The 14322-nt window shown below is 72.5% G+C and carries 5 protein-coding genes; all 5 read right to left on the bottom strand.

The window, feature by feature from the left end; translation table 11 throughout:
* Window positions 1–37 precede the first annotated feature (37 nt).
* The 5 genes from ACTZQ5_RS12815 to ACTZQ5_RS12795 all read right to left on the bottom strand — a co-directional run bounded on the left by ACTZQ5_RS12815 (window position 38) and on the right by ACTZQ5_RS12795 (window position 13943).
* On the bottom strand, window positions 38–487 hold the full coding sequence (locus ACTZQ5_RS12815; RefSeq protein ID WP_443585580.1) for a MarR family winged helix-turn-helix transcriptional regulator: 450 nt from the start codon (window positions 485–487) through the stop codon (window positions 38–40).
* Entirely contained in the window at window positions 484–1671 is a 1188-nt protein-coding gene (locus ACTZQ5_RS12810; protein ID WP_443585579.1) for an HlyD family type I secretion periplasmic adaptor subunit, read from the bottom strand. The genes ACTZQ5_RS12815 and ACTZQ5_RS12810 overlap by 4 nt, the downstream gene beginning before the upstream one ends.
* Window positions 1668–3806 (bottom strand): type I secretion system permease/ATPase, encoded by a 2139-nt coding sequence (locus ACTZQ5_RS12805; protein WP_443585578.1) that lies wholly within the window; start codon window positions 3804–3806, stop codon window positions 1668–1670. Before ACTZQ5_RS12805 ends, ACTZQ5_RS12810 begins: the two co-directional genes overlap by 4 nt.
* On the bottom strand, window positions 3803–5143 hold the full coding sequence (locus ACTZQ5_RS12800) for a TolC family protein (protein ID WP_443585577.1): 1341 nt from the start codon (window positions 5141–5143) through the stop codon (window positions 3803–3805). The genes ACTZQ5_RS12805 and ACTZQ5_RS12800 overlap by 4 nt, the downstream gene beginning before the upstream one ends.
* 112 nt (window positions 5144–5255) lie before the next feature.
* Complete coding sequence (locus ACTZQ5_RS12795) at window positions 5256–13943, bottom strand: BapA/Bap/LapF family large adhesin (protein WP_443585576.1); 8688 nt, start codon at window positions 13941–13943, stop codon at window positions 5256–5258.
* Between the last annotated feature and the right edge of the window lie 379 nt (window positions 13944–14322).

The following is a 14322-nucleotide window of genomic DNA, read 5'->3' as shown; positions in this document are numbered from 1 at the left end:
GCCCCGCACAACATAACGACGCTTGATCTTCGGCCGTTCAGTCGCGCGTCGGGGCTGGGCGGAAGGACTTCGGGTGGGGGGCGTCGTGGGCTGGCGGGGTGGCGGCGTCGAACAGGTGTTCGAGCATCGCCGTCATCGCGGCACGGCCGGTCGCGGTGAGGCGGACGTGGACGCGGCGGTGGTCGGCGGGGTCGGTATCGCGCTCGATCAGGGCGGCCCTTTGCAGCCGATCGATCCGCCGCATCGCGCTGGCCGCGCTTTCGCCTGAGAGCAGGATCAGGTCCTTGACGTAGAGCGGACGATCCGTGCCTGCGGCGATGAACAGGTCGATCATCATGTCCCATGCGGTGTCGACCAGCAGGTCGTGCGGCAGGAAGGTGCTCATCGTCGCGCGCAGCTGTCGTGCCTGGCGGGCGCGCGCGATCAGTTGCGGGCTGATCGGCGCGGAGTCCGTCGTGGTGCCGTCGGGGGTGGGGCGCTCGCTCATCGTTCGCGCAGCGCCTCGCTGGCGCGATTGAGGGGTTTGAGCAAATATTGCAGCACCGTCTTGGCGCCGGTGTGGATATCGACGGTGGCGACCATGCCCGGCGTGATCGGGAAGCGCTTGCCTGCCTTGTTGACCAGCGAATCCGCCTTGGTGCGCACGTAGACGCGGTAGTAGAGGACGTCGGGCTTCACCTCGTCGCGGATCGTGTCGGGCGAGATGCTGGAGACGGTGCCTTCGAGCCCGCCGTAGACCGAATAATCATAAGCGGTGACCTTCACGCTGGCGCGCTGGCCGGGGCGGATGAAGGCGATGTCGCGCGGTTGCAGCCGCGTCTCGATCAGCAGGCGATCGTCGAGCGGCACGATCTCCATCAGCTTGCCGTTGGGCGGGACGACGCCGCCGATCGTCGACACCTCGATGTTCTTGACGACGCCGCGCACCGGCGAGCGCAGGGTCAGACGCTGGAGCGTGTCGGAGCGGCCGCGCACGACGGGGGCGAGGCTGTCGACCTCTTCGGTCGCCTTGGCGAGGTCCTGCCGCGCCTCGACCATATATTGCGAGCGCAGGTCGGCCTTCTTGAGTTCGAGGTCGGCGCGCTGGCGTTGCAGGCGCAGCACCTCGACGTTGCTCGCCGCGCCGACGGTGATGAGGCGCTGACCGATCGTCACCTCGCGACCGATCAGCGCAAGGCTCTGGTCGATCAGCGCGACCGACGATTGCAGACTGCGGCGGCGGGTGTCGTATAGGCGGGTTTCGGAGGCCTTCAGCTCGGGATAGCCGTCGAGCTCCGGCGAGAAGCGTAGCGGCACGCCGTTAGCCTCCGCCTGGAGTCGCGCCATGCTGGCGAGCGCGGCGCGGTATTTGGCGGCGCTTTCGTCGACGGTCGATCCGGCCTGCGTCGGGTCGAGCTGCGCGAGCAGCTGGCCGGGGCGGACGATGTCGTCCTGGCGCACGGCGAGTTTCTTGAGGATGCCGCCTTCCAGCGACTGGATCACCTGTTCGCGATTGGTGGGGACGACGCGGGCTTCGCCGGTCGCGACCTCGTCGAGGCTGGCGAACCAGGCCCAGGCGAGCGCCGCGACGAACAGGACGGCGAGAATCCAGACCAGCCGCGTCGCGGCGGTCAGGCGGTGTTCGCCTTCGCCGCCGAAGAGATGGTCGTCGTCGAGGGCGAGGGTGGTCATGCCGCTGCACTCCGGGTTCCGCGCATCGTGGCGAGGACCTGGTCGCGCGGTCCGTCGAGCACGACCGTGCCGTTGTCGATGACGATGATGCGGCTGACGATCTCCAGCATTCGCATGCGGTGGGTGGCGACGATCAGCGTGCGATCGCGGCTCCAGGTGCCCAGCTGTTCGATGAAGTGGCGTTCGGCGCCCTCGTCCATCGCGGCGGTGGGTTCGTCGAGCAGCGCGACGGTCGGCTGGCGGAGCAGGAGGCGGGCGAGTAGCAGCGCCTGCACCTGCCCGCCCGACAGGCCGAGGCCGCCTTCCTGCACGACATGGCCGAGGCCGTCGCGCAGCCCGCGGACCATCGCATCGGCGCCGACCGTCCGGAGGGCGGCGAGGATCTCCGCATCGGTCGCGGCGGGGGCGCCGAGCGTCAGATTCTCGCGCAGCGTGCCGTGGAACAGGCGGCTGTTCTGGGTGAGCAGGCCGATATCGCGGCGCACGTCGGCGGGATCGATCTGGTGCAGCGCGAGGCCGTCGAGCAGCACTTCGCCCGACACCGGCTGGAGCATGCCCGACAGGCCCTGGAGGAGCGTCGACTTGCCGGCGCCGTTGCGGCCGAGCAGCGCGATCCGCTCGCCCGCGGCGATGTCGAGGCCAGGGACGGTGAGCGCGGGCGCGACATTGGGGTCGCCATAGGTGAACACCGCCGCGCGCAGCGCGAAGTCGCCGGTGACGGCGGGCAGGGGGATGCGATGGTCGGCATCGGCGCTGTCGACGGGCAGCGCCATGATCTGGTTGAGGCTGCCTATCGCGACGCGGGCGTGCTGCAACCGGCCGAGCAGCTGCGTCACTTGCGCCATCGGCGCCATCATCCGCGATCCGAGGATCGAGGTGGCGACGAGCACGCCCGTCGTGATGTCACCGGCGATGACGAGCGGCGCGCCGACGAAGATGATCGCGGCGTAGACGCCGTTCTGGACGCTCTGCGTCCATACCGACAGGCTGTTGGTGAGGCCGCGCAGGCGCAGCTGCGCCTCGCCGGCGACGGCATTGTAATGGTTCCACTGGTGGTGGAAGCGATCCTCCGCCTGGAGCGCCTTGATATCCTCGATCCCCTGCACCGCCTCGACCAGCATGGCGTTGCGCAGCGAGGATTCGCGCATCGATTCGGTCGCCAGCATCCTGAGGCGGCGCTGCGCGAGCAGGCCGGGCGCGAGCAGCAGCACGAGCGCGGCGAGCGGCACCAGCGCGAGCGCGCCGCCGATGAACCACAGCACGGCAAGGAACAGGAGGAAGAAGGGAAGGTCGGCGACCGTCGCCACGGTGGTGGAGGTGAGCAGGTCGCGCACCTGATCGAGGTCGCGCAGCTGCGCGATGAACGTGCCGGTCGAGGGCGGCCGGGCGCGATTGCGCACCCGCAGCGCATGGCCGAACACCTGGTCGGAGATGCGCAGGTCGGCGCGCTTGCCGAGCACGTCGACGATGTTGGTGCGCAGGCGGCGCAGGATGAAATCGAACAGGATGGCGATCAGCACGCCCAGAAACAGGATGGTGAGCGTCGGGATCGAGGCCGCCGGTACGACGCGGTCGTAGACCTGCATCGAGAAGAGCACGCCGGCGAGGCCGAGGCAGTTGGTCACCACCGAGGCGACCATGACATGGCTGTAGGAGCGCGCGTCGCGCAGCAGGATGCGGCGCAGCCAATGGTCCTCGAAGGGGCGGATATAGGTGTCGACGCGCATGTCGGGCGCCGAGCGCGAGGGGCGGGGGATGACGAAGCCGGTCGCGCCTGCGACGAGATCGCCGAGCGACCGCCGCGTCTCGCCGCCGTCGCCGGGCAGGACGAGCCGGGCATGCCCCTCCGCATCGATGCCCTCGATCAGCGCGATCTCGCCGTCGCTGAGGCGGACGATCGCCGGTAGCCGCCAGCTGGTCAGCCGCATCGCCTGCGGCGCGCTGAACCGCACCGACAGGCCGGTGGCGCGGGCGAGGGTGCGGATGCGCGTCTCCTCGTCGCCGCCAAGGTTCCATTGCGCCGCCAGCCGCGCGCGTCGTTCGGAGACGGGCAGGCGATAATGCCGAGCGACGCGCGCCATGAGGTCGAGCCAGTCGTCGACTGCCGATGCCGGCAGGGCTGCCGCAGTGCTCACAGCGTCACCCCCCGTACCGAGGTGCCGGCGAGGCCGAAGGCGTCGCGCATCCGGCCGGAGAGGTAGAGGCAGTCGACCTCCAGCCGGCGGAGGTTGTGCGCGGTGTTCACCGCTTCGAAGCGCACCTGTTGCAGCTCCTGTTCGGCGTTGAGCAGGTCGACCAAGGTGCGCGTCCCCATTTCGAGATACTGGATGCGGTAGAGGCGGCCGGTTTCGCGCATATTGGTTTCGCGCGAGGTCAGCGTCGCCACCAGCTGCGACAGGCTGTCGATCTGCTGCTGCGCCTCGGCGAGCCGCTGGCCGGTTTCGTTGCGGGCACGGCGGGCGGCGGCCTCGGCCGCTTCGAGCTGGAAGGAGGCGCCGCGCATGCGCGCCCGCGTGACGCCGCCGCCGAAGATGTTGCTCGAGACGCGCAGGCCGACATTGTAGATGCTACGGTCGCCGAACGGCGAAGCGACGTCGGTGGAGGCGTCGCCGCCGACCGACAGCGTCGGATAACGATCGGCGCGGCTGCGGCGCAGCGCCGCGGCAGCGCGTTCGGCCTCGGCATCGGCGGCCATGACCGCAGGCACCCGGTCCCACGCGGGGGGCGGACCGGAGCAGCTGCGCATCAGCCAGTCGGGCACGTCGGCGGATACCGCGGCGGGAGGCGCATCGCGGCCGATGAGGAAGGCGAGGTTGCTGGTCCAGCGCCGCCGCTCCGCCTCGATCGTCGCGAGGCTGGCGGTGGCCGCCTCGACCCGCGCCTGCGCCTGCAGCGCATCGGATTGCGTCGCCGCCCCCAGCGAGGAGCGCTTGCCGACCAGATCGCTGATCTGACGGATGCTTGCCGCCTGATCGCGCGCAATGGCGGTCAGCGCGGCGGCGCGCTGGACCTCGATCAAGGCATAAGCCGTGTCGCGGATCAGCGTGTCGATGGCGAGCAGCATCTCGGCGCGGCCGACGCGGGTGCCGGCGCGGGCGGCGGCGACGTCGCTCGACACCTTGCCGAAATCGTAGAGCATCTGCGAGGCGCCGATCTGAGGCCGGGGGCGCCAGGCCCCCGACACGCGGCTGTCATAGCCGCTGCCCGCGCCGGCACTGATCGTCGGCAGATAACCGGCGCGCGCCGCCTTCACCTCTTCGCCGCGCGCGGCGAGCGAACCCGCCGCCTCGATGACCGAGGGGTGCCAGGCGATCGCCTCCCTGGCGGCGGCGTCCAGTGTCAGGGGCAGCGTGGATGGCCGCGCGAGGGGCATCAAGACGGTTTGTCCGGCCAGAGCGCTGCCGCACATCGCCAGCGCTGCGGCCAGCCCCAGGCGTCGTATCGCGCCGATCGTCCGACGTGGATGGGTCATAATCCCGGTCCTTTCCTCTCACGCAGAAAAGGACCGGGAGATTTAAGAAAGCGTATAACTCACATGCCTATAACATGTTGTAACACAAAGAAATAAGATCGGATTTCGCGACTTAAACACCATGATTGACAGTATTCCCGATATGGTCCTGATCGGGAAGCGTGACCAGATAGTCGAGCGGATCGACGACCGGGGGTAGCGGCGCATCGATCATCACCGCCGCATGGGCACTTTCAGCGGTCGTGGTTCCGCCGTCCTGCGGCTGGGTTGCGAGATAGTGGGAAAGCACATCCTCCAGTTCGCCCCTGCCTTCGAACAGGTCGTAGGTGGCTAGCCCTGTCGCCGTGGCGACCGGCGCGTCGGCCGCCGCAACGCCGACGTGGGCGGTCAGCGCATCGAGCGGGATCACATCGGCCTCGACCGCGAACACCTGCGTCGTCACCAGCGGCGCGGCGGCCGAACCATCGGCGGGCACGTCGATCGTCACCGTCAGCGTCGCTGTGGCGAAGCTGCCGCCCGGCTGAGCGAGCTGGTAGGTGAAGCTGTCGGTGAGGTCGGTCGCCGAATAGCCGAGCGCCGCTATGGGCTGGTAGACGTAGCCCCCCGCCTCGTCGACGGTCAGCGTGCCGTAGCGCCCGGTGAGCGTCACCGGCGTATCGCCGACCTCGGCAAAGCCGCTGCCGCTGTCGACGCGCAGGATCGCGAAGGGCGTGTGCGCGGTATCGTTGGCGAACAGATTGCCCTCCGCCGTCTCGCGCGTGGCGAGCGTATAGGCGTCGAGGAAGGTGGTGGTGGACCCCAGTGACACGGTGGTGCCGAACGTGCCCAGCGCCGCGCGGCTGCTGACGGTGTAGCTGTAGGTGCCGCTCGGCAGGTCGTCGAGCGTGAAGCTGACGCCCGTGCCGATCGGCAGCCCGGCGAGTGACGCCCGCGTTTCGGTGAACACCGTGGCACCGCCGGCATCGCGCACCGTCAGCGTATAGCTGGGGAGCAGCGAGAGCGAGAGGTTCGGCTGACGCACCGCGGTGATCGTCAGGTCCGCCGTCGCATCGGGTGCGACGGTGAAGCTGCCGCTGCCGGCACCTGTCGATGGCAGCAGCAGCCCGCCCGGCTGCGAGCCGAAGGTGAAGGCGGGGGCGACGGGCACGCTGGTTTCGACATTGGCGTAGGTGACCGCGGCGACCGCCTGATCGGCGACGGCGACGGGCACGCCGGTGATATCCGGGCTGCCGATGGCGATCGACAGCGTCGCGCTTTCCGTCTCGCCGTCGGTCGGATCGAGCAGGGTGTAGGTGAAGCTGTCGGTCTGACCGATGCCGGTCGGCGTGGCATCGGGCGTGTAGCTGTAGCTGCCGTCGGGATTGATGGTCAGCGTGCCCCAGGCGCCGTCGATCACCGTGCCGCCCGCCGCGACCGCGGTGGTGACGCCATTGACGGTGACGCTGGCGACCCGCGTGCCGGGGCCGGTCACGTCGACCTCGCCCGCCGGCCCGGCATCGGTGATGACGTTGCCGGTCGCGGTGCCGGGCGTCGCGGCGGCGATATCGGTGAAGTCCGAATCGACGCCGGCGACATTCAGGCTGCCGAGCAGACCGACGCCCGCCGTGCCCTGGAAGGTAAGGAAGGCACGATATTCGCCCGGTCCCAGCGTCTCGGTCGCGCTCAGGTTGCCGTTGAGCAGGCCGACGTCGAGCAGCGAGGCAGGGCCGGTGCCGCTCACCGCCACCCACTGCGTGCCCTCCAGCCGCTGGACGACGACCGCATAGCCGCTGGCGACGCCGAGATCGAGCAGGGCGTCATAGGTGAACACGGCGTCCAGGCTGTGGCCGGCCGCCACCTCGAAGCGGATGGCGGGCACCGCCAGCACCTCCGCCTGGAGGTTGAGCGCACCCAGTGACACCAGCGCGACGTAATTGGCGGTGCCGTAATTGACCGGGGTGGTGCCCGGCACCAGGTCGATCGTCACCGTATCGGCATTGTCGAAGGCGGCGATATCGAACGGGGCGACGATGCTGGCAGGGTCGGAGACGTTACCGGCGGCATCGGCCTGGGTCACGACGAGCGTGCCGCCGCTGGCCTGCGCGGGGGCGAGGGGCAGGGTGAAGCTGCCGTCCGCTGCCACCGTGCCGCTGCCGAGCAGCACGTTGCCGGCGCCGCGCACCTCGACCCGCGCGCCGGCTTCGCCCGCACCGGATAGGGTCGTGCCGTCGCCGGAAACCACCAGCGCGGTCGGCGCCGGCGGTGCGGTGAGATCGGGAGCCGCCGCATTGGCCGGCGCGGAGACGTTGCCCGCCGCGTCGGCCTGCGTCGCGACCAGCGCCTCGCCGTTGCGCTGCGGGGTGGCGAGCGTGACCAGATAGCCGCCGTCCGCGCCGACGACCGCGCTGCCGAGGATGCCGCCGCCGGGGGCGGTGACGGTGACGGTGGCGCCGGGTTCGCCGAGACCCGCGACCGTGCCGCCGTCCGCGCCGACGCTGGCGGTGGGGGCGGCGGGTGCGGTGAGGTCGGGCGCCAGCGCGGGGACCGGCGGCGATGCGATGCCGGCACCGTCGGTCTGCACGACGTTCAGCAACTCGCCGTTGCGCTGCGCCACGTCGAGCACGACGGTGTAGCTGCCGTCGGCGGCGACGGTGGCGGTGCCGATCGGCACGCCGCCGGGTGCGGTGACGGTGACGCTCGCGCCGGCGAGGCCGGTGCCGGTGACCGCCGCGCCGTCGGCGGTGACGGCGGCGGTGAGGGCCGGCGGCTCGGCGAGGTCCGGCGCGACCGGGCTGGCGGGCGGCGAGACGTTGCCGGCGCGGTCGGCCTGCACGACGGTCAGCGTCTGCCCGTCGGTCTGCGGGGTGGTGAGCGGGACGGCGTAGCTGCCGTCGGGCGCGACCAGCGCGGTGCCGAGCGTTCCGCCCGGGCCGGTGACGGTCACGCGCGCGCCGGGTTCGCCGGTGCCGATGACGAAGCCGCCGTCCGCCGAGACGGCCGCGGCCGGCGCGGCGGGTGCCGTCGTGTCGGGGGCGAGCGCCGATGTGGTGCCGGAGGGATTGCCGGCCGGGTCGCGCTGGCTGGCGCCGAGCAGTTCGCCGTTGGTGCGGGGTGTGTCGAGCGCCGCCGTATAGCTGCCGTCGGCGGCGACCACGGCGCTGCCGATCGGTGCGCCGCCTGGCGCGGTGATCGTCACCGTCGCGCCCGGTTCGCCCTGGCCGCTGACGCTGGCGCCGTCTGCGGCGACGGTCGCGGTCGGCGCGGCGGGCGCCGTGATGTCCGGCGCGGCGAGCGACGTCGCGGGCGAGGCGTTGCCGGCGGCATCGGCCTGAACGACGGTCAGTGCCTCGCCGTTCGCCTGTGCGGTGGCGAGCGGCACGGTGAAGCTGCCGTCGGCCGCGACCACCGCCGTCCCGAGCGCGCCGGCCGGGCCGGTGACGGTCACCGTCGCGCCCGGTTCACCGGTGCCGGTCACCGTGGTGCCGCCGGCGTCGATTCCCGCGACCGGGGCGTCCGGCGCGGTGGTGTCGGGCGCCGCGTCGGTGGCGGGTGGCGAGACGTTGCCCGCGGCGTCGGCCTGCGTCACCGACAGCAGCTCGCCGTCGAGCCGCGGCGGCACCAGCGCGATCGTGTAGCTGCCGTCGGCGGCGACCGGCGCGGTGGCGATGACGCTGCCGTCGGGGTTGCGCAGCGTGACGGTGGCGCCGGGCTCGCCGGTGCCGCTCGCCGAGGCGCCGTCGTCGGCGACGACCAGCGTGGGCGCGGCCGGCGCGACGAGGTCCGGGGCGAGCGCGGCGGTGCCGGGCGAGACGTTGCCGCCGGCATCGGTCTGCGTCGCGGTCAGCGTGTCGCCGTCGATCTGCGGCGGGTCGAGCGTGGCGACATAGCTGCCGCCGGCATCGACGATGGCGATGCCGACCACCGTGCCTGCACCGTCGACGATGACGATGCGTGCGTTCGGTTCGCCGGTGCCGGTGACGCTGGCGCCGTCCGCGGCGACGGTGGCGGTGGGCGCGGCCGGCGCGACGAGATCGGGGGCGAGCGCCGTCGCGGCAGGCGAGATGTTGCCGGCCGCATCGCTTTGCGTCGCGCCCAGCGTCTCGCCGTTGACCGTCGCGGGGGCGAGCGGAACGGTGAAGCTGCCGTCTGCAGCGACCACCGCGGTGCCGAGCGGCGTGCCGTCGGGGGCGGTGACGGTCACCGTGGCGCCGGGCTCTCCGGTACCGGTCGCCGCCGTGCCGTCCGCCGCGATCGCCAGCGTCGGCGCGGCGGGGGCGGTGAGGTCGGGAGCCGACGCCGCGATGCCGGGCGAGGCGTTGCCGGCCGGATCGGCCTGCGTCACGGTCAGCGTTTCGCCGTTGCGCTGCGGCGTCGCCAGCGTCGCGCTGTAGCTGCCATCCGCGGCGACCAGTGCCGAACCGATCATCGTGCCGTCGGGTCCGGCGATCATCACCGTCGCGCCGGGTTCGCCGCTGCCGGTCACCACCGCGCCGTCCGCCGAGACGATCGCGGTCGGTGCGAGCGGCGCGGTGAAGTCGGGCGCAAGGACGGGTGTTGCGGGGGACACGTTGCCGGCGGCATCGGCCTGGGTGACGGAGAGCGCCTCGCCGTTGGTCAGCGTCGTGCCGAGCGGCACGGCAAAGGCGCCGCCGGCCGTGACCGTGGCGGTGCCGAGCGGCGTGCCGTCGGCTGCGCGCACGGTGACGGTGGCACCGGGTTCGCCGGAGCCGGTAACGACGCTGCCGGTCGCATCGAGCGCCGCGACGGGCGCCGCCGGTGCGGTGAGGTCCGGCGCGATGGCGGTCGCTGGCGGCGACACGTCGCCATCGCCGTCGGTCTGGGTGACGCGCACCGTCTCGCCGTCGATCCGCGGCGGCGCGAGCGCGACGCTGTAGCTGCCATCCGCGCCGGCAACGCCCGTCGCGACGATCGCACCGTCGGCGTCGTAGACGGTGATCGCCGCGCCGGCCATTGCGGCGCCGGTCACCGCCGTGCCGTCGGCGGCCACCGCGGCGGTCGGCGCGTCGGGATCGCGATCGGCGACGAGGTCGGGCGCCGTCGCCGCCGCCGGTGCCGAGACGTTGCCGGCGATATCGCTCTGGCGCACGGTCAGCTGTTCGCCATCGGTCTGCGCCGGCGCGATCGCGGCGGTGTAGCGACCGTCGGCCTCGACGACGGCGGTGCCGATCACCAGACCGAGCGGATCGCGCACGGTGACGGTGGCGCCAACCTCTCCGGTGCCGGTCACGGCGGTGCCGTCCCCGGCGACGGACGCGGTCGGGGCGGCGGGGGCGGTGAGATCGGGTGCCACCAGACCGGTGGCGGCGGAGGTGTTGCCCGCCGCATCCGTCTGCGTCACGGCGATCGGCTGGCTGTCGACCTGCGGAGTGGCGAGGACGATCGTGTAGCTGCCCTGCGCGGTGACGGTCGCGCTGCCCAGCACGGTGCCGTCCGCGGCCGCGACGCTGACGGTCGCACCGGGTTCGCCGGTGCCGGTGACGACCGATCCGGTGCCGTCCAGCGTGGCGGCGGGCGCACCGGGCGCGGTGATGTCGGGCGCGGCGAGCGTCAGCGGCGGGGAGGCGTTGCCGGCGGCGTCGGTCTGGACGACGCGGATCGTCTCGCCGTTCGCCTGCGGGCTGTCGAGCGGCGCGACGAAGCGGCCGTCGGCGCCGGCGACGGCGGTGCCGATCGGCGTGCCGGCGGCGTCAGTCACCGTGATCCGTGCGCCGGGTTCGCCGAGGCCGACGACGCTGGCACCGTCACCGGCGACGGCAGCCGTCGGCGCGGCGGGGGCGGTGACATCTGGGGCGGCGGCGGCGGTCGCGGGCGACACGTTGCCGGCAGCGTCGGTCAGCGTGACCGAGACGCTGCCGCCATTCGCCTGGGCGGGCAGCAATGCCACCGCATAGCTGCCATCGGCGGCGACGGTGCCGCTGCCGATCGCTGCGCCGGCGGGATCGCGCACGGTGACGGTGGCGCCGGGTTCACCGGTGCCGGTCACCACGCTGCCGTCGGCACCGACCGCGGCGACGGGCGCGAGCGGTGCGGTCAGATCGGGTACGGCGACCTGGGTCGGCGCGGAGACGTTGCCGGCAGCGTCCGCCTGCGTCACCGCGATCGTGCCGCCGTCGGCCTGTGCCGGGTCCAGCACGGTGGCGTAATCGCCGCGTCCATTGGCGGTGGCGGTGCCGACGATCGTGCCGTCCGCGTCGCGCACGACGATCGTCGCACCCGCTTCGCCGCGGCCGGTCACCACCGTGCCGGCGGGATCGAGCACCGCGCTCGGGGCAGCGGGCGCGGTCAGATCGGGGGCCAGCGCGGTGGCAGGGGGCGACACCGCGCCGGCAGCGTCCGTCTGCGTGACCCGGATCGTCTCGCCATCGATGCGCGGCGGGGCGAGGGCGATCGTATAAGCGCCATCGCCGGCCGCGGCGGCGCTGCCGATCACCGTGCCATCGGCTGCGTAGAGCGTAACCAGCGCGCCGGCGGCGGCGGTGCCGATCACCGCGCCGCCGTCCGCGGTCACGCTGGCGGTCGGTGCGTCGGGGGCAGGTGCGATCGTCAGGTCCGGGGCGGCGGCGGTGGCCGGGGGCGAGACGTTGCCCGCGGCGTCGGCCTGGCGCACGTCGAGCACCTCGCCATCGACCTGCGGCGGCGCGAGAGGAACGCTGTAGCTGCCGTCGGCGCCGACAGTGGCGGTGCCGATCACCGCACCGACGGGATCGCGCACGGTGACGGTCGCACCCGCTTCGCCGGTGCCGGTGACGGTCGCGCCGTCGGCACTGACGGCGGCGACGGGAGCGGCCGGGGCCGTCGCGTCGGGCGCGGTCAGCGGCGTCTGCGGCGACACGTTACCGGCGGCGTCGGCCTGGGTGACGGTCAGCGCCTGGCCATCCACCTGAGGATTGGCCAGGATGACGGTATATTGTCCCTGCGCGCCGACCTGGGCGGTGCCGATCGTAGTGCCGGCGGCATCGCGGACGACGATGCCCGCGCCGGGTTCACCGCTGCCGGTCACCACCGTGCCGCTCGCATCGAGCGTGGCAGCGGGCGCTGCCGGTGCGGTGATATCGGGCGCGACGAGGGCGAGCGGGGTGGAGGCATTACCGGCCGCATCGGTCTGCACCACGGTCAGCGCCTGCCCGTTCGCCTGCGTCGGCGAAAGCGTAGCGGCGTAGCTGCCGTCGGCGCCCACCGTCGCGGTGCCGAGCGCTGTGCCATCGGCGCCGGTTACGGTGATCCGCGCGCCCGCTTCGCCCGTTCCGGTGACGCTGGCGCCGTCGCCGGCGATGGCCGCGGTCGGCTGCGCCGGTGCGGTAAGGTCGGGCGCGATCGTGCTCGCGCTGCCCGAGGCGTTGCCGGCCGCGTCCGTCTGGATGGCGTCGATCCGGCCGCCGTCGACCTGCGGGGGTACCAGCGTTGCCGTGTAGCGGCCGTCGGCGCCGACGCTGGCGGTAGCGAGTGGCGTGCCGGCCGCATCGGTGATCGTCACGCGGGCGCCGGGTTCGCCGGTGCCGCTCACCGCGATCCCGCTGGCATCGATCGCGACCGTCGGTGCGGCGGGGGCGGTGATGTCCGGCGCCGTGACGGTGAGCGCGGGAGAGGCATTGCCCGCCGTATCGGTTTGCCGCACCGACAGCGTTTCGCCGTTCGCCTGGCCCGGCGACAGCGCGACCGTGAAGCTGCCGTCGGCGGCGACGGTGCCGCTGCCGATCACCCCGCCGTTCGCATCGGCGATCGTGATCCGTGCGCCCGCCTCTCCCGTGCCGGTGACGCTGGCGCCGTCGCCGGCGACGGTGGCGGTCGGCGTAGCGGGTGCGGTGATGTCCGGCGCGGCAAGGGCGGCCGGCGGGGAGGCGTTGCCTGCGGCGTCGGTCTGCACCACCGACAGCGTGCCGCCATTCGCCGCAGCGGGTGACAGCGTCACCGTATAGCTGCCGTCGGCGGCCACCACTGCGCTGCCGATCACCGTGCCCGCCGCATCGCGCACGGTGACGGTCGCGCCCGCTTCGCCGGTGCCGCGGACGCTGGTGCCCGCATCGTCGATCGCGGCGACCGGGGCGCCTGGCGCGGTGAGGTCTGGCGCGGCGACCGGCGTGGCGGCCGAAACGTTGCCGGCCGCATCGGTCTGCGTCACGCGCAGCGGCTCGCCGTTGGTCTGTGCGGGCGACAGGGTGACCGTATAGCTGCCGTCCGGCGCCACCACGGCCGTGCCGACCACCGTACCGGCGGCATCGCGGACCTGGACGGTCGCGCCGGCCTCGCCACGGCCGGTGATGCCGGTTCCATTGGCACTGACGCTGACCGTGGGGGCCGCCGGCGCCTCGCGATCGGGCGCGCCGTTGCCGGTGTCGGGATCGGGGATCGGCGGCTGGCCCGACGTGCCCTCGTCACGCTCGTCGCTGCCGCCCGCGGCCAGTGCGACGATGCCGCCAGCCGCCGCTACGCCGCCGAGCAGCGCCGGCACCAGCAGCGACGATCCGCCGCCATGCGCCTCTGCGGCCAGGATCTCGTCGAGGTCGCGCAGGGCGGAAAAGCGCGGCGTGCCGCCGCCGACGCGCGCCAGCCACTGGTGGCCGCTCTCGTCGCGCAGGACGAGGTCGTTGGCGACAACCGCATTGTCCGGGTAGAAATCGGCGATGCGGATCTGTTCGCCGTTGGTCAGGCGGATGACGAGATCGTGGCCCTCCCGCTCGAACCCGGCCACCGCCGAGCGATCGAGGTCCAGCCGGACGATGCTGGGGGTGTCGAGGTCGATGGCGTTGCCGGCAACGTCCGTCACCGCGCCGGTGGCCTTGGAAATGATCTGTGCGCTCATGGCTGTCTCCCTGTCCGCCACACGACCGCTCGGCCGCCCGGCAAGGGCGACGGCGTCGTCTCCACGACAACAAAACCCAAGGTGCGGTGGCCCGGATGCTTCGATTCCGAAATCGGAATCAATTCGCATTGTGGCCTGCCGCTATGGCTCTAGGTTCGAGGCATCACGACATCGTGACGATGGCACGAGGAGAGCGCGCCAATGTTTGACGGGGATGATGAAAGCGGAGGCGGCGTCATCGATTACGATGCCGATTATTGGCGGCGCAGAGAGTTACGTCAGCGTAACATGGCCCGGCGTGCCCGATGCAAACGGGCCCGGCGCGCGCATAGCGACTTGGCGAGCATCTATGCCCTGCGCCACGGCAGCGGCGCGGCGG

The sequence above is a fragment of the Sphingomonas cellulosilytica genome (assembly GCF_052321755.1).
Classification (GTDB): Bacteria; Pseudomonadota; Alphaproteobacteria; order Sphingomonadales; family Sphingomonadaceae; genus Sphingomonas.
The sequence above is the reverse complement of the archived record's forward strand: the minus strand, read 5'-3'. Positions and strand labels throughout refer to the sequence as shown.